Source organism: Nocardioides sp. HB32 (assembly GCF_054058995.1).
The window spans coordinates 1,350,155-1,362,981 of record NZ_JBSSBS010000001.1 but is presented as its reverse complement, the minus strand read 5'-3'; the positions used below and the strand labels follow the sequence as shown (position 1 = coordinate 1,362,981).

The 12,827-nt window shown below is 67.7% G+C and carries 23 protein-coding genes and 1 pseudogene; 1 reads left to right on the top strand and 23 read right to left on the bottom strand.

Going from position 1 to position 12,827, the window contains the following annotated elements; translation table 11 throughout:
• Positions 1–12: 12 nt before the first annotated feature.
• The 23 genes and pseudogenes from ACVW2K_RS06935 to rpsJ form a co-directional block, all read right to left on the bottom strand.
• Positions 13–588, bottom strand: a complete 576-nt coding sequence (locus ACVW2K_RS06935) for an adenylate kinase (RefSeq protein WP_028636391.1) — start codon at positions 586–588, stop codon at positions 13–15.
• 1 nt (position 589) lies between these two features.
• On the bottom strand, positions 590–1,894 hold the full coding sequence (secY, locus tag ACVW2K_RS06930) for a preprotein translocase subunit SecY (protein ID WP_028636392.1): 1,305 nt from the start codon (positions 1,892–1,894) through the stop codon (positions 590–592).
• A gap of 165 nt (positions 1,895–2,059) precedes the next feature.
• On the bottom strand, positions 2,060–2,500 hold the full coding sequence (rplO, locus tag ACVW2K_RS06925) for a 50S ribosomal protein L15 (RefSeq protein ID WP_028636393.1): 441 nt from the start codon (positions 2,498–2,500) through the stop codon (positions 2,060–2,062).
• Between the two features lies 1 nt (position 2,501).
• A complete protein-coding gene (gene rpmD, locus ACVW2K_RS06920) occupies positions 2,502–2,684 on the bottom strand; it encodes a 50S ribosomal protein L30 (protein WP_028636394.1) in 183 nt (60 codons plus the stop codon).
• Positions 2,684–3,301, bottom strand: a complete 618-nt coding sequence (rpsE, locus tag ACVW2K_RS06915) for a 30S ribosomal protein S5 (protein ID WP_028636395.1) — start codon at positions 3,299–3,301, stop codon at positions 2,684–2,686. The genes rpmD and rpsE overlap by 1 nt, the downstream gene beginning before the upstream one ends.
• 67 nt (positions 3,302–3,368) lie before the next feature.
• Positions 3,369–3,752: a 50S ribosomal protein L18 gene (rplR, locus tag ACVW2K_RS06910; RefSeq protein ID WP_028636396.1), complete on the bottom strand. Its 384-nt coding sequence runs from the start codon at positions 3,750–3,752 to the stop codon at positions 3,369–3,371.
• A gap of 2 nt (positions 3,753–3,754) precedes the next feature.
• Complete coding sequence (rplF, locus tag ACVW2K_RS06905; RefSeq protein WP_028636397.1) at positions 3,755–4,294, bottom strand: 50S ribosomal protein L6; 540 nt, start codon at positions 4,292–4,294, stop codon at positions 3,755–3,757.
• 29 nt (positions 4,295–4,323) lie between these two features.
• Positions 4,324–4,731, bottom strand: a complete 408-nt coding sequence (gene rpsH / locus ACVW2K_RS06900) for a 30S ribosomal protein S8 (protein ID WP_028636398.1) — start codon at positions 4,729–4,731, stop codon at positions 4,324–4,326.
• Between the two features lie 84 nt (positions 4,732–4,815).
• Positions 4,816–5,001, bottom strand: a complete 186-nt coding sequence (locus ACVW2K_RS06895; protein WP_028636399.1) for a type Z 30S ribosomal protein S14 — start codon at positions 4,999–5,001, stop codon at positions 4,816–4,818.
• Positions 5,002–5,063: 62 nt separating this feature from the next.
• Positions 5,064–5,642, bottom strand: a complete 579-nt coding sequence (gene rplE, locus ACVW2K_RS06890) for a 50S ribosomal protein L5 (RefSeq protein WP_028636400.1) — start codon at positions 5,640–5,642, stop codon at positions 5,064–5,066.
• Positions 5,642–6,007, bottom strand: a complete 366-nt coding sequence (gene rplX, locus ACVW2K_RS06885) for a 50S ribosomal protein L24 (RefSeq protein ID WP_028636401.1) — start codon at positions 6,005–6,007, stop codon at positions 5,642–5,644. Before rplX ends, rplE begins: the two co-directional genes overlap by 1 nt.
• A gap of 3 nt (positions 6,008–6,010) precedes the next feature.
• Positions 6,011–6,379 carry a 50S ribosomal protein L14 gene (gene rplN, locus ACVW2K_RS06880; protein WP_028636402.1) on the bottom strand — a complete coding sequence of 123 codons (369 nt, stop codon included), beginning with the start codon at positions 6,377–6,379 and terminating at the stop codon, positions 6,011–6,013.
• 91 nt (positions 6,380–6,470) lie between these two features.
• Positions 6,471–6,746, bottom strand: a complete 276-nt coding sequence (gene rpsQ / locus ACVW2K_RS06875; protein ID WP_028636403.1) for a 30S ribosomal protein S17 — start codon at positions 6,744–6,746, stop codon at positions 6,471–6,473.
• Complete coding sequence (gene rpmC, locus ACVW2K_RS06870; RefSeq protein ID WP_036569531.1) at positions 6,743–6,985, bottom strand: 50S ribosomal protein L29; 243 nt, start codon at positions 6,983–6,985, stop codon at positions 6,743–6,745. Before rpmC ends, rpsQ begins: the two co-directional genes overlap by 4 nt.
• Complete coding sequence (gene rplP, locus ACVW2K_RS06865; RefSeq protein ID WP_028636405.1) at positions 6,985–7,404, bottom strand: 50S ribosomal protein L16; 420 nt, start codon at positions 7,402–7,404, stop codon at positions 6,985–6,987. Before rplP ends, rpmC begins: the two co-directional genes overlap by 1 nt.
• A 4-nt stretch (positions 7,405–7,408) precedes the next feature.
• Positions 7,409–8,260, bottom strand: coding sequence for a 30S ribosomal protein S3 (gene rpsC / locus ACVW2K_RS06860; protein ID WP_028636406.1), 852 nt, complete (start codon positions 8,258–8,260; stop codon positions 7,409–7,411).
• Positions 8,260–8,685, bottom strand: coding sequence for a 50S ribosomal protein L22 (gene rplV / locus ACVW2K_RS06855; protein WP_081790296.1), 426 nt, complete (start codon positions 8,683–8,685; stop codon positions 8,260–8,262). The genes rpsC and rplV overlap by 1 nt, the downstream gene beginning before the upstream one ends.
• Positions 8,682–8,963 (bottom strand): 30S ribosomal protein S19, encoded by a 282-nt coding sequence (gene rpsS, locus ACVW2K_RS06850; protein ID WP_028636408.1) that lies wholly within the window; start codon positions 8,961–8,963, stop codon positions 8,682–8,684. Before rpsS ends, rplV begins: the two co-directional genes overlap by 4 nt.
• Positions 8,964–8,968: 5 nt before the next feature.
• Positions 8,969–9,805 (bottom strand): 50S ribosomal protein L2, encoded by an 837-nt coding sequence (rplB, locus tag ACVW2K_RS06845; RefSeq protein ID WP_457202010.1) that lies wholly within the window; start codon positions 9,803–9,805, stop codon positions 8,969–8,971.
• A 29-nt stretch (positions 9,806–9,834) separates the two neighbouring features.
• Positions 9,835–10,140 (bottom strand): 50S ribosomal protein L23, encoded by a 306-nt coding sequence (gene rplW, locus ACVW2K_RS06840; RefSeq protein WP_028636410.1) that lies wholly within the window; start codon positions 10,138–10,140, stop codon positions 9,835–9,837.
• Between the two features lie 2 nt (positions 10,141–10,142).
• A pseudogene (rplD, locus tag ACVW2K_RS06835) lies at positions 10,143–10,826 on the bottom strand (50S ribosomal protein L4); the annotation flags it as partial.
• 2 nt (positions 10,827–10,828) lie between these two features.
• On the bottom strand, positions 10,829–11,500 hold the full coding sequence (gene rplC / locus ACVW2K_RS06830; protein ID WP_457202009.1) for a 50S ribosomal protein L3: 672 nt from the start codon (positions 11,498–11,500) through the stop codon (positions 10,829–10,831).
• An 11-nt stretch (positions 11,501–11,511) separates the two neighbouring features.
• The gene (gene rpsJ, locus ACVW2K_RS06825) at positions 11,512–11,820 is read right to left on the bottom strand and encodes a 30S ribosomal protein S10 (RefSeq protein ID WP_008360994.1); all 309 of its coding nucleotides are present in this window, start codon (positions 11,818–11,820) and stop codon (positions 11,512–11,514) included.
• 417 nt (positions 11,821–12,237) lie between these two features.
• On the opposite strand from rpsJ, the gene ACVW2K_RS06820 reads away from it, so the two are divergent.
• Positions 12,238–12,729, top strand: a complete 492-nt coding sequence (locus ACVW2K_RS06820) for a carboxymuconolactone decarboxylase family protein (RefSeq protein WP_457202008.1) — start codon at positions 12,238–12,240, stop codon at positions 12,727–12,729.
• The last annotated feature ends 98 nt before the right edge of the window (positions 12,730–12,827 follow it).

Here is a 12,827-nt window from a genome sequence, read left to right as displayed (position 1 = left end):
CCGCGTCCCGGCTCAGGACTCCGGGACGACGTCGAGGGCGTCGAAGACTCGGGCGGTGACCTCGTCGACCTCACCCATGCCGTCGATCTCGACGACGATGCCGCGCTTCTTGTAGACCTCGATCAGCGGCTCGGTCTGCTCGAGGTAGACCTCCTGGCGGCGACGGATGACGTCCTCGGTGTCGTCCGCGCGACCCTCGACCTGCGCCCGCTGGAGCAGCCGGCTGACGATCTCGTCCTGGTCGACGGTCAGGCAGACGACCGCGTCGAGCTGGTGCCCGGTGAAGCGGATCATCCCGTCGAGCTCCTCGACCTGGGCGAGGGTGCGCGGGTAGCCGTCGAGCAGGAACCCGTTGACGGCGTCCGGGTCGTCGATGCGGTTGCGGACCATCAGGTTGGTGACCTCGTCGGGGACGTACTCGCCGGCGTCCATGTACCGCTTGGCCTGGATCCCGAGCTCGGTGCCCTCCGAGACGTTGGCGCGGAAGATGTCGCCGGTCGAGATCGCCGGGATCTTGAAGTGATCGGCGATGAACTTGGCCTGCGTTCCCTTCCCCGCACCCGGGGGGCCCATGATGATCAGTCGCATGTCAGCGCAGGAATCCTTCGTAGTTGCGCTGCTGGAGCTGGCTCTCGATCTGCTTCACCGTGTCGAGGGCGACGCCGACCATGATCAGGATGCTGGTGCCACCGAACGGGAAGTTCTGGTTGGCGCCGATCACGGCGAAGGCGATGAGCGGGATCAGGGCGATGAGACCGAGGTACAGCGCACCCGGCAGCGTGATGCGGGACAGGACGTAGGACAGGTAGTCCTCGGTCGGCTTGCCCGCCCGGATCCCGGGGATGAAGCCGCCGTACTTCTTCATGTTGTCCGCGACTTCCTGCGGGTTGAAGGTGATCGAGACGTAGAAGTAGGTGAAGAAGACGATCAGGGCGAAGAAGGTCAGCATGTACAGCGGGTGGTCGCCGCGCACGAGGTAGTCGTTGATCCAGGTCGCCCACTTGTTGTTGGGGTCGTTGTTGAACGACGCGAGCATCGCCGGCAGGTACAGCAGCGACGAGGCGAAGATGACCGGGATGACGCCGGCCTGGTTCACCTTCAGCGGGATGTAGGTCGAGGAGCCGCCGAACATCTTGCGGCCCACCATCCGGCGGGCGTACTGCACCGGGATCCGGCGCTGGGCCTGTTCCACGAAGATGACGGCGGCGATGATCACCAGTCCGATGACCAGCACGATGCCGAGGGTCCAGTAGCCCTTCGACTTCTGCACGGCCCACAGGGAGGCGGGGAAGCCGGAGACGACCTGGGTGAAGATCAGCAGCGACATGCCGTTGCCGATGCCGCGCTCGGTGATCAGCTCGCCGAGCCACATGATCACGGCGGTGCCGGCGGTCATCGTGACGACCATGACGAGGAACGTCGCGGTGCTGTCGTCGTGGAGGAGGTTCTCGTTGCAGCCCTGGAGCAGGGCGCCGGAGCGCGCGAGGGCCACGATGCCCGTCGCCTGGAGGACCGCGAGGCCCAGCGTCAGGTAGCGGGTGTACTGGGTGATCTTCGTCTGGCCGGACTGGCCCTCCTTCTTGAGGGCCTCGAGGCGCGGGATCACCACGACCAGGAGCTGCAGGATGATGCTCGCGGTGATGTACGGCATGATGCCGAGCGCGAAGATCGTCAGCTTGAGCAGCGCGCCGCCGGAGAACAGGTTGACCAGGCTGTACAGGCTGGCGTTGGAGCCACTGTTCGCGAGGTCGATGCAGGACTTGACGTTGGCGACGTCGACGCCAGGGGTCGGGATCTGGGATCCGAGCCGGAAGATCGTGATGATCAGCAGGACGAACAGCAGCTTCCGCCGCAGGTCCGGGGTCCGGAAAGCGTTCGCGAACGCGCTCAGCACGAGTTCCTCTTTCTCCAAGCGTGAAGCGGCCCCCGCGACTCACTCACGAGGACCCGGGGAAGCCTAACAGGACGCTGGGCGTCCCCCGAATGCGCGTCGGGCGCGACGCTCCTGTGCTTGCACAGGACCGTCGCGCCCTCAACGTTGGAACGGGTCACCCGCGGCTCACACCGTGGTGACGGTGCCGCCGGCGGCTTCGATCTTCTCCTTGGCGGAGCCGGAGAACGCCTGGGCGCTCACCTGGACGGCCACGGACAGGTCGCCCTGACCCAGGACCTTGACCGGGTGGCCGTCGCGGACGGCACCCTTGGCCACGAGGTCGTCGACCGTGACGGTGCCGCCCTCGGGGAAGAGCTCGCCCAGGCGGTCCAGGTTCACGACCTGGAACTCGACCTTGAACGGGTTCTTGAAGCCCTTGAGCTTCGGCAGCCGCATGTGGATGGGCATCTGGCCGCCCTCGAAGGCGGACGGGACCTGGTAGCGGGCCTTGGTGCCCTTGGTACCGCGGCCCGCGGTCTTGCCCTTCGAGCCCTCACCGCGACCCACGCGGGTCTTGGCGGTCTTGGCTCCGGGGGCCGGACGCAGGTGATGGAGCTTGAGCGTCATGTCAGTCGACCTCCTCGACCGTCACCAGGTGACGGACGGTCTGGACCATGCCGCGGATCTCCGGGCGGTCCTCCTTGACGACCACGTCGCCGATCCGCTTGAGACCGAGCGTGCGCAGCGTCTCGCGCTGGTTCTTCTTGAGGCCCACGAGGCCCCGGTCCTGGCGGACCTTGAGCTGAGCCATCAGGAGGACACCTCCTCGGAGACGCCCGCGGGCACCTCGGCGCGCGCCTTCAGCAGCGCGGCGGGGGTGACCTGCTCGACCGTGAGGCCACGGCGGGCCGCGACGGCCTCGGGCTGCTCGAGCATCTTCAGGGCCTCGACCGTCGCGTGGACGATGTTGATCTGGTTGGACGAACCGAGCGACTTGCTCAGGACGTCGTGGATGCCGGCGCACTCGAGCACCGCACGCACCGGGCCACCCGCGATCACACCGGTACCGGGAGCGGCCGGACGGAGCAGGACCACGCCCGCCGCCTTCTCGCCCTGGACCGGGTGCGGGATGGTGCCCTGGATGCGCGGGACCTTGAAGAAGTGCTTCTTGGCCTCCTCGACACCCTTGGCGATCGCCGCCGGGACTTCCTTCGCCTTGCCGTAGCCGACGCCGACGAGACCGTCGCCGTCGCCCACGATCACGAGGGCGGTGAAGCTGAAGCGACGACCACCCTTCACGACCTTGGCGACACGGTTGATCGCAACGACGCGCTCGATGTAGGCGGTCTTCTCCGCGCCCTGGCCACGACGATCGTCGCGTCCGCCACGGCGCTCGCCACCGCGCTGTCCGCGCTGGGCTCCGCTCATGAGACTGTTCCTCTTCTCTTCCAAGCTTGAAGTACGGGGTACACGGGGTGTCCCCGTGCGTGTGCGATCAGAAGCTCAGGCCGCCCTCACGGGCGCCGTCCGCCAGGGCCGCGATGCGACCGTGGTACTTGTTGCCGGCCCGGTCGAAGACCACGCCGTCGATCCCGGCCGACTTGGCCCGCTCGGCCACCAGCTCGCCGACCTTCTTGGCCTTGGCGGTCTTGTCGCCGTCGAAGCCGCGCAGGTCCGACTCCATGGTGGACGCCGACGCGATGGTCTTGCCCACCAGGTCGTCGACGACCTGGACGGTGATGTGCTTCGACGAGCGCGTCACGACGAGGCGCGGACGCTCCGCCGTACCCGCGATCTTCTTGCGACCACGGACCTGACGACGCAGGCGCGACCTGACGCGCGACGCGGTGTGCTTGTTGTTCGAAAGCGAGATCGCCATGGTCACTTACCAGCCTTTCCGACCTTGCGGCGGATGTGCTCGCCGGCGTACCGAACGCCCTTGCCCTTGTACGGCTCGGGCTTGCGCAGCTTGCGGATGTTCGCGGCAACCTCGCCGACGAGCTGCTTGTCGATCCCCTGGACGCCGAGCCGGGTCGGGCCGTCCACCGTGAAGGTGATGCCGTCCGGGGCGTTGAAGGTGATCGAGTGGGAGTACCCGAGCTGGAACTCCAGCTGGGTGGGGCCCTTCGACAGGACGCGGTAGCCCACGCCCACGATCTCGAGCTTCTTCTCGTAGCCCTCGGTGACACCGACGACCATGTTGTTGACCAGGGTGCGGGTCAGGCCGTGGAGGGCCTTGCTCTCCCGCTCGTCGTCGGGGCGCTTGACGTCGAGGACGCCCTCACCCTGCTCGACGATGATCGGTGCCGCCACGGTGTGGGACAGGGTGCCCTTGGGGCCCTTGACCGTCACCTGCGGGCCATCGATCGCGACGTCCACGCCAGACGGGACCGCGATCGGAAGCTTGCCAATGCGCGACATGCTCTTCTACTCCTTCGCAGTTCTCGTCGTCACCAGACGTAGGCGAGGACTTCCCCACCCACGCCCTTCTGGTTGGCCTGGCGGTCGGTCAGCAGGCCCTGGCTCGTCGAGATGATCGCGACGCCCAGGCCGCCGAGCACCTTCGGGAGACCCGTGTGCTTGGCGTAGACCCGGAGACCGGGCTTGCTGATCCGGCGGACGCCCGCAATGGAGCGCTCGCGGTTGCGGCCGTACTTGAGGGTGATGGTGAGCGTCTTGCCCACCTGGCCCTCGGCCGGGTCCTTCACCTCGAACGAGGTGATGTAGCCCTCCTGCTGGAGGATCTCCGCGACGCCCTGCTTCAGCTTGCTGTACGGCATGGTCACCGCGTCGTGGTACGCCTGGTTGGCGTTGCGCAGACGGGTCAGCATGTCTGCGATCGGGTCAGTCATCGTCATGATGGAGTTTCTTTCTCGTCGTGGTTTCGCCCACCGAGCCCATCTCCTGGGCTGTCCGGGCGACCTTCAACGTGTGTGAGGTGATTACCAGGAGGACTTGGTGACGCCGGGAAGCTCGCCACGGTGTGCCATCTCCCGGAGGCAGATGCGGCACAGGCCGAACTTGCGGTAGACGGCCTTGGGCCGGCCGCAGCGCTGGCAGCGGGTGTAGCCGCGCACCGCGAACTTCGGCTTGCGAGCGGCCTTGACCCTGAGAGCGGTCTTCGCCATGTCAGTTCTCCTTGCTCTGCTGGAAGTTCAATCCAGCCTGAAAGCTCGACATCGTCATCGCCTCAGGCCTCCTTGAACGGGAAGCCGAGCTGCTTCAGCAGCGCGCGACCCTGCTCGTCGTTGGTGGCGGTCGTGACGATCGTGATGTCCATGCCCCGCGAGCGGTCGATCCGGTCCTGGTCGATCTCGTGGAACATGACCTGCTCGGTGAGACCGAACGTGTAGTTGCCCCGGCCGTCGAACTGGTTCGGGTTCAGGCCGCGGAAGTCGCGGATGCGCGGGAGCGCGAGCGAGAGCAGCCGGTCCAGGAACTCCCACATCCGGTCGCCGCGCAGCGTGGTGTGCGCACCGATCGGCATGCCCTCGCGCAGCTTGAACTGCGCGATGGACTTGCGGGCCTTGGTCACGAGCGGCTTCTGGCCGGTGATCGCGGTGAGGTCCTTGACCGCACCCTCGATCAGCTTCGAGTCACGAGCCGCCTCGCCGACGCCCATGTTGACCACGATCTTGGTCAGCCCGGGCACCTGCATGACGTTCGCGATGTCGAACTCCGAGCGCAGCGCGGGCAGGATCTCCTCGCGGTACCGCGTCTTGAGACGCGGCGTGACCGCGGCAGAAGCGGTGGTCTGGGTCTCGGTCATCAGATTTCCTTGCCGGTCTTGCGGGAGATGCGCACGGAGCGCTCCGCCTCGTACGTCGAGCCGTCGGGACGACGCTTGGTGACCTTGTCGCGGCGGAAGCCGATGCGGGTCACGCCGTCGCCGTCGACGAGCATCACGTTGGACACGTGGATCGGGGCCTCGGCGGTGATGATGCCGCCGGTGGTGCCGGCGCGGCCGCCCTGGTTGACGACCTTGGTGTGCCGCTTGATGCGGTTGACACCCTCGACGATCACCCGCTGCTCCTCACGGAGCACCTGGATGACCTTGCCCTCGGCGCCCTTGTCCTTGCCGGCGATCACCTTGACGGTGTCGCCCTTCTTGATGTTCACGGTCTTCTTGGCCATGGCTCAGAGCACCTCCGGCGCGAGCGAGATGATCTTCATGAACTTCTTCTCGCGCAGCTCGCGACCCACCGGGCCGAAGATGCGGGTGCCGCGCGGCTCGCCGTCGCTCTTGAGGATGACGGCGGCGTTCTCGTCGAAGCGGATGTACGAACCGTCCGGACGACGACGCTCCTTGACGGTGCGCACGACGACCGCCTTGACGACGTCACCCTTCTTCACGTTGCCACCGGGGATCGCGTCCTTGACGGTGGCGACGATGACGTCACCGATACCGGCGTAGCGGCGACCCGAGCCACCGAGAACACGGATGCAGAGGATCTCCTTCGCACCGGTGTTGTCGGCGACCTTGAGTCGCGACTCCTGCTGAATCATTTCTTCTCCTATGTCGTGCCGGTTCTCAGTGCCTCAACGGCAGTGAGCCTGGCCGAACCCTGGGTTGAATTCCGGGCTGCGCCCGGGGGGATTACTTGGCCTTCTCGAGGATCTCGACGACGCGCCAGCGCTTGGTGGCGGACAGCGGGCGGGTCTCCATGAGGAGCACGCGGTCGCCGATGCCGCACTCGTTGTTCTCGTCGTGCGCCTTGTACTTGCTGGTCCGGCGAAGGACCTTGCCGTACATGGCGTGCTTGACGCGGTCCTCGACGGACACGACGACGGTCTTGTCCATCTTGTCGCTGACGACCAGGCCCTCGCGGACCTTGCGGGCGTGGCGGTCAGTTGCCTGAGCCTGCTCGCTCATGCGGCACCATCCTCGTTGCTGTCCTGACCCGGAGCGGTCCGGATGCCGAGCTCGCGCTCACGCACCACGGTGTAGATCCGGGCGATGTCCTTCTTGACCGTGCGGAGCCGGCCATGGCTCTCCAGCTGGCCGGTGGCCGCCTGGAAGCGGAGGTTGAAGAGCTCCTCCTTGGCCTCGCGCAGCTTGGCCTCCAGGTCGACGGCGTTCAGCTCGTCGAGCTCGTGCGACTTGGTCGCCATCAGAATTCACCTGCCTCACGGGAGACGAAGCGGCACTTCATCGGGAGCTTGTGCATCGCGCGGCGCATCGCCTCGCGGGCAGTTCCCTCATCCACACCGGAGAGTTCGAACATGACACGGCCGGGCTTCACGTTGGCGATCCACCATTCCGGGGAACCCTTGCCGGAACCCATCCGGGTCTCGGCAGGCTTCTTGGTCAGCGGGCGGTCCGGGTAGATGTTGATCCACACCTTGCCGCCGCGCTTGATGTGACGGGTCATCGCGATACGGGCCGACTCGATCTGGCGGTTGGTCACGTAGTGACCCTCGACCGCCTGGATCCCGAAGTCGCCGAACGCGAGGCGGGTGCCGCCCTTGGCCGCACCGGTCCGCTTGGGGTGGTGCTGCTTGCGGTGCTTCACACGACGGGGCATCAGCATGTCGTCAGCCCTCCTGGGTCTCGGCCGGGGTGGTGGCCTGCGCGGTGTCGCCACCGGCCGGCGCCTCGGTCACGGCAGGAGCGTCGCCGCCGCGGTCCGCACGCGTCGGACGGTCGCCGCGCGAGCCACGGCTCGGACGGTCGCCGCCACGCTCGCCACCGCGCTGGGGACGGCCACCGCGGCCGGGAACACCGGCGCGGGCGGCAGCCTGGGCCTGGCGCTCGGCACGGGTGCCGGCGACCTCGCCCTTGTAGATCCAGACCTTCACGCCGATCCGGCCGAAGGTCGTGCGGGCCTCGTAGAAGCCGTAGTCGATGTCGGCGCGCAGCGTGTGCAGCGGGACGCGGCCCTCGCGGTAGAACTCGGTGCGCGACATCTCGGCGCCGTTGAGGCGGCCGGAGCACTGGATCCGGATGCCCTTGGCACCCGAGCGCATCGAGGTCTGCATGGCCTTGCGCATCGCGCGGCGGAACTGCACGCGGCCGCTGAGCTGCTCGGCCACACCCTGGGCGACCAGCTGCGCATCGATCTCGGGGTTCTTGACCTCGAGGATGTTGAGCTGGACCTGCTTGCCGGTGAGCTTCTCGAGCTCGCCGCGGATGCGGTCGGCCTCGGCGCCGCGGCGTCCGATCACGATGCCCGGACGAGCGGTGTGGATGTCCACCCGCACCCGGTCCCGGGTGCGCTCGATCTCCACCTTGGCGATGCCGGCCCGCTCCATGCCCTTGGAGAGCAGCTTGCGGATGGCGACGTCCTCGCCGACGTACGACTTGTAGAGCTTGTCGGCGTACCAACGGCTCTTGTGGTCGGTCGAGATGCCGAGGCGGAAGCCGTTCGGGTTGATCTTCTGGCCCATCAGGCCTTCCGTCCCTTCTTCTCTGCCACGACCGCCGCCGGCTGGACGGCCAGCGTGATGTGGCTGGTGCGCTTGTTGATGCGCGTCGCACGGCCCTGGGCGCGCGGCCGCCAGCGCTTCATCGTCGGGCCCTCGTCCACCTGGGCGACGGAGACGATCAGGTCACCGCGGTCGAGACCCTCGGTGGTCTCGGCGTTGGCGATCGCGCTCTCGAGGACCTTGTAGACGGTCTCGGAGGCGGCCTGCGGCGCGAACTGCAGCAGCGACAGGGCATCGTCGACGGGCAGGCCGCGGACCATGTCGACGACACGGCGGGCCTTCATCGGGGTGATCCGCGTGTAACGCGCGCTGGCGAACGCGCCCGGCTGGTCGCCGAGCAGCGACTCGCGGCGCGAGCTGACGCGCTGGCGGTCGGTGGTGCTCATCGACGGCGCCCCTTCCGGTCTTCCTTGACGTGCCCGCGGTAGGTGCGGGTGGGAGCGAACTCCCCGAGCTTGTGGCCGACCATCGCGTCGGTCACGAACACCGGGACGTGCTTGCGACCGTCGTGCACGGCGATCGTGTGACCGATCATGTCCGGCACGATCATCGACCGGCGCGACCAGGTCTTGATGACGTTGTGCGAGCCCTTCTCGTTCTCGGCGTCCACCTTCTTCTGCAGGTGGTCGTCGACGAAGGGGCCCTTCTTCAGGCTGCGAGGCATCTCAGTTACTTCCTACCCTTGCCGGACTTGCGACGGCGGATGATCTGGGAGTCGGAGGCCTTGCGCTTGCGCGTACGGCCCTCGGGCTTGCCCCAGGGCGAGACCGGGTGGCGGCCACCGGAGGTCTTGCCCTCACCACCACCGTGCGGGTGGTCGACCGGGTTCATGACCACACCACGGACGGTCGGGCGCTTGCCCTTCCACCGCATGCGGCCGGCCTTGCCCCAGTTGATGTTCGACTGCTCGGCGTTGCCGACCTCGCCGACCGTGGCGCGGCAGCGGACGTCGACGAAGCGCATCTCGCCCGAAGGCATGCGCAGCGTCGCGCGGCTGCCCTCACGGGCGACCAGCTGGGCGCTGTTGCCGGCGGAGCGGGCGATCTTCGCACCGCCACCGGGCCGCAGCTCCACGCAGTGGATCGTGGTGCCGACCGGGATGTTGCGCAGCGGCAGGTTGTTGCCGGGCTTGATGTCGGCGTTCGTGCCCGACTCGATCCGGGTGCCCTGCGTCAGGTCCTTCGGCGCGATGATGTAGCGCTTCTCGCCGTCGGCGTAGTGCAGCAGCGCGATGCGCGCGGTGCGGTTCGGGTCGTACTCGATGTGCGCGACCTTCGCCGGGACACCGTCCTTGTCGTAGCGACGGAAGTCGATGATGCGGTACGCGCGCTTGTGACCGCCGCCCTGGTGCCGGGTGGTGATCCGGCCCTGGTTGTTGCGGCCGCCCTTCTTGGGCAGCGGACGCGTCAGCGACTTCTCCGGAGTGGTCCGGGTGATCTCGACGAAGTCGGCGACCGACGAGCCGCGACGGCCCGGGGTAGTCGGCTTGTACTTGCGGATAGCCATGTGTCTTCAGTCCTCGTTCCAGCGCCCGGTCAGGAGACCGGACCTCCGAAGATGTCGATGCGGTCGCCCTCGGCGAGGCTGACGATCGCGCGCTTGGTGTCCTTGCGCTTGCCGAGGCCGTTGCGGGTACGGCGCGTCTTGCCGGCGCGGTTGATCGTGTTGACCGACGTCACCTTGACGTTGAACACCTTCTCGACCGCGATCTTGATCTCGGTCTTGTTCGCGTCCGGGTGCACCAGGAAGGTGTACTTGTTCGCGTCGAGGAGGCCGTAGCTCTTCTCGGACACGACCGGCGCGAGCAGGATGTCGCGGTGGTCCTTGTGCAGGGTGCTCACTTGGCAGCCTCCTCAGTGGCCTTGGTCGCGCCGCCCACGAAGGCGTCGAACGCGGCCTTCGTGAAGACGACGTCGTCGGAGGCCAGCACGTCGTAGGTGTTCAGCTGGTCGACCGCGACGATGTGCACCTCGGGCGCGTTGCGCAGCGACAGCCAGGTGACGGTGTCGGCGCGGTCCAGCACCACGAGGAAGTTGCCGCGCTCCGAGACCGACGCCAGCGCCTTGAGCGCCGCCTTGGTCGACGGGGCGTCGGCGCTGATCAGCGAGTCCACGACGTGGATGCGGTCGTTGCGCGCCCGGTCGGACAGGGCGCCGCGCAGGGCGGCGGCCTTCATCTTCTTGGGGGTGCGCTGGTCGTACTTGCGCGGCTGCGGTCCGTGGACGGTGCCACCGCCGGCGAACTGCGGGGCGCGGGTCGAGCCCTGGCGGGCGCGGCCGGTGCCCTTCTGCTTGTAGGGCTTGCGGCCACCGCCGCGGACCTCGCCGCGGGTCTTGGTGGCGTGCGTGCCCTGGCGCGCAGCGGCCTGCTGGGCCACGACGACCTGGTGGATCAGGGGGACGTTCAGCTCGACGTCGAAGATCTCCGCAGGCAGGTCGACCTTGGCCTTCTTCGGGGCGGCGGTCTTCTTGGCGGCGGTCTTCTTCGCTGCCGGCTTCTCGGTGGCCGTGTTGTCAGAGTTCGGCATGCTCAGGCCTCCTTGCCAGAAGTGACGGAGTTCTTGGCGGCCGAGCGGAGGACCACGAGTCCACCCTTGGGGCCGGGGACCGCGCCCTTGAGGAGGATCAGGCCCCTCTCGGTGTCGACGGCGTGCACGGTGACGTTCTGGGTGGTGACGGTGTCGCTACCCATCCGGCCGGCCATGCGGACGCCCTTGAACACACGACCCGGGGTGGCGCAGGCGCCGATCGAGCCCGGCTTGCGGTGGTTGCGGTGGGCACCGTGCGAGGCGGACACGCCGTGGAAGCCGTGCCGCTTCATGACGCCGGCGAAGCCCTTGCCCTTGCTGGTGCCGGTCACGTCGATCTCCTCGCCGGCGGCGAAGGTGTCGACGGCCAGCTCCTGGCCGACGGTGTACTCCGTGGCGAGGGCGGTGCGGATCTCCACCACGTGGCGGCGCGGGGTGACCCCGGCCTTGCCGAAGTGGCCCGCCTTGGGCTTGGTCACCTTGCGGCCGTCGATCTCGCCGTACCCGACCTGGACGGCGTTGTAGCCGTCGGTCTCGGGCGTACGAACCTGGGTGACCACGTTCGTGCTGGCGGAGATGACGGTCACGGGGACGACGCGGTTGTTCTCGTCCCAGACCTGGGTCATGCCGAGCTTCTCGCCCAGCAGGCCCTTCACGTTGCGTTCGAAAGTCATGTCGTCGAACCTCAGAGCTTGATCTCGATGTCGACGCCGGCAGGCAGGTCGAGGCGCATCAGCGAGTCGACGGTCTTCGGCGTGGGGTCGATGATGTCGATGAGGCGCTTGTGGGTGCGCATCTCGAAGTGCTCGCGGGAGTCCTTGTACTTGTGCGGCGAGCGGATGACGCAGTACACGTTCTTCTCGGTCGGCAGCGGCACCGGGCCGGCGACCTTGGCACCCGTGCGGGTGACGGTGTCCACGATCTTGCGCGCCGAGGTGTCGATCACCTCGTGGTCATAGGCCTTGAGCCTGATGCGGATCTTCTGTCCCGCCATAGGTCTCTCTCGTCCTCACTCGTTCAGTACCGCGTGCGTTGTGTCCGGGACGTCCTCCGGCTTGAGTCGGTCCCCGTTCCTTCTTCTCCCACCGCTCCCCCTCCGACCCCCGCGGTCGGGCGTGTCGTCCTCGTGGAGCGCGACACGAGACCGGGATCTCGAGTTGGTGGGTGGTGGTGCCCGGCCAAGCCGGACGAATCGGGTCTCCAGGTTCGGTGCGGCGCACGCCAGACCACTGTGCCTGTGATGGCAGAACCATCGGGAGACGCGATTCAGTAGTCAAGCTGTGTGCCGTACCCCGGCAACCCGCCGAAGCAACCGGACCATCTTGACAGAGATCGCGCAGCAGGCCAAATCCGGCGACGAAGACTCGGACGGAGGCTAGAACGCGTTCCAGAAACCGGGCTATCGTGCCGCATGATCATCGACCTGCCGGAGGGCGTGGACCCCATCATGCACGTCTGGGGCGACATGGTCCCGCACATCGGCGTCGCCGCCTCGCGGTTCTCGATGAGCGTCTACGAGCACACCACGCTCGGTCTCCGCGAGTTCGAGGCGGCGCGGCTGCGGATCGCCCAGGTCAACGGGTGCCTGTTCTGCCAGGACTGGCGCACCGAGCGCGACGGCGTGACGGTCGAGGACACCTTCCCCGCGGCCGTCGAGGGCTGGCGGACCAGCCGGGACCTCGACGACCGGGCCCGGCTCGCGGCCGAGTACGCCGAGCGGTACGCGCTGGACCACCACGGGCTCGATGACGCGTTCTGGACCCGGATGAAGGCCCACTACAGCGACCGGGAGATCGTCGAGCTCTCGATGTGCCTGGGGTCCTGGCTGGCCTTCGGGCGGCTCAACCGCGTCCTCGGGCTCGACGCCGAGTGCGTGCTGCCGAGCGGCTTCGCCCACCGCTAGGCCGGCCCCGACCACTAGGTTGATCCCGTGTCGGGGGATCGGTCCTACCCACCGCCGGGCAGTCCGCCGCCCGGCGGGCCGCCCCCGCCCGGATGGAT

Bases quoted from the DNA above. Each gene is read 5' to 3' on its own strand.
- rplN (WP_028636402.1), bottom strand. From the start codon at position 6,379: ATGATTCAGCAGGAGTCGCGACTCAAGGTCGCCGACAACACCGGTGCG.
- rplF (WP_028636397.1), bottom strand. From the start codon at position 4,294: ATGTCGCGCATTGGCAAGCTTCCGATCGCGGTCCCGTCTGGCGTGGAC.
- rpsS (WP_028636408.1), bottom strand. From the start codon at position 8,963: ATGCCTCGCAGCCTGAAGAAGGGCCCCTTCGTCGACGACCACCTGCAG.
- rpmC (WP_036569531.1), bottom strand. From the start codon at position 6,985: ATGGCGACCAAGTCGCACGAGCTCGACGAGCTGAACGCCGTCGACCTG.
- rpsC (WP_028636406.1), bottom strand. From the start codon at position 8,260: ATGGGCCAGAAGATCAACCCGAACGGCTTCCGCCTCGGCATCTCGACC.
- rpmD (WP_028636394.1), bottom strand. From the start codon at position 2,684: ATGGCTCAGCTCAAGGTCCGCCAGGACCGGGGCCTCGTGGGCCTCAAG.
- rpsE (WP_028636395.1), bottom strand. From the start codon at position 3,301: ATGAGCGGAGCCCAGCGCGGACAGCGCGGTGGCGAGCGCCGTGGCGGA.
- rplO (WP_028636393.1), bottom strand. From the start codon at position 2,500: ATGACGCTCAAGCTCCATCACCTGCGTCCGGCCCCCGGAGCCAAGACC.
- rplP (WP_028636405.1), bottom strand. From the start codon at position 7,404: ATGCTGATGCCCCGTCGTGTGAAGCACCGCAAGCAGCACCACCCCAAG.
- ACVW2K_RS06820 (WP_457202008.1), top strand. From the start codon at position 12,238: ATGATCATCGACCTGCCGGAGGGCGTGGACCCCATCATGCACGTCTGG.
- rpsJ (WP_008360994.1), bottom strand. From the start codon at position 11,820: ATGGCGGGACAGAAGATCCGCATCAGGCTCAAGGCCTATGACCACGAG.
- ACVW2K_RS06935 (WP_028636391.1), bottom strand. From the start codon at position 588: ATGCGACTGATCATCATGGGCCCCCCGGGTGCGGGGAAGGGAACGCAG.
- rplC (WP_457202009.1), bottom strand. From the start codon at position 11,500: ATGACTTTCGAACGCAACGTGAAGGGCCTGCTGGGCGAGAAGCTCGGC.
- rplE (WP_028636400.1), bottom strand. From the start codon at position 5,642: ATGACCGAGACCCAGACCACCGCTTCTGCCGCGGTCACGCCGCGTCTC.
- ACVW2K_RS06895 (WP_028636399.1), bottom strand. From the start codon at position 5,001: ATGGCGAAGACCGCTCTCAGGGTCAAGGCCGCTCGCAAGCCGAAGTTC.
- rplV (WP_081790296.1), bottom strand. From the start codon at position 8,685: ATGAGCACCACCGACCGCCAGCGCGTCAGCTCGCGCCGCGAGTCGCTG.
- rplR (WP_028636396.1), bottom strand. From the start codon at position 3,752: ATGGCGATCTCGCTTTCGAACAACAAGCACACCGCGTCGCGCGTCAGG.
- rpsQ (WP_028636403.1), bottom strand. From the start codon at position 6,746: ATGAGCGAGCAGGCTCAGGCAACTGACCGCCACGCCCGCAAGGTCCGC.
- rplB (WP_457202010.1), bottom strand. From the start codon at position 9,805: ATGGCTATCCGCAAGTACAAGCCGACTACCCCGGGCCGTCGCGGCTCG.
- rpsH (WP_028636398.1), bottom strand. From the start codon at position 4,731: ATGACGATGACTGACCCGATCGCAGACATGCTGACCCGTCTGCGCAAC.
- rplX (WP_028636401.1), bottom strand. From the start codon at position 6,007: ATGGCCAAGAAGACCGTGAACATCAAGAAGGGCGACACCGTCAAGGTG.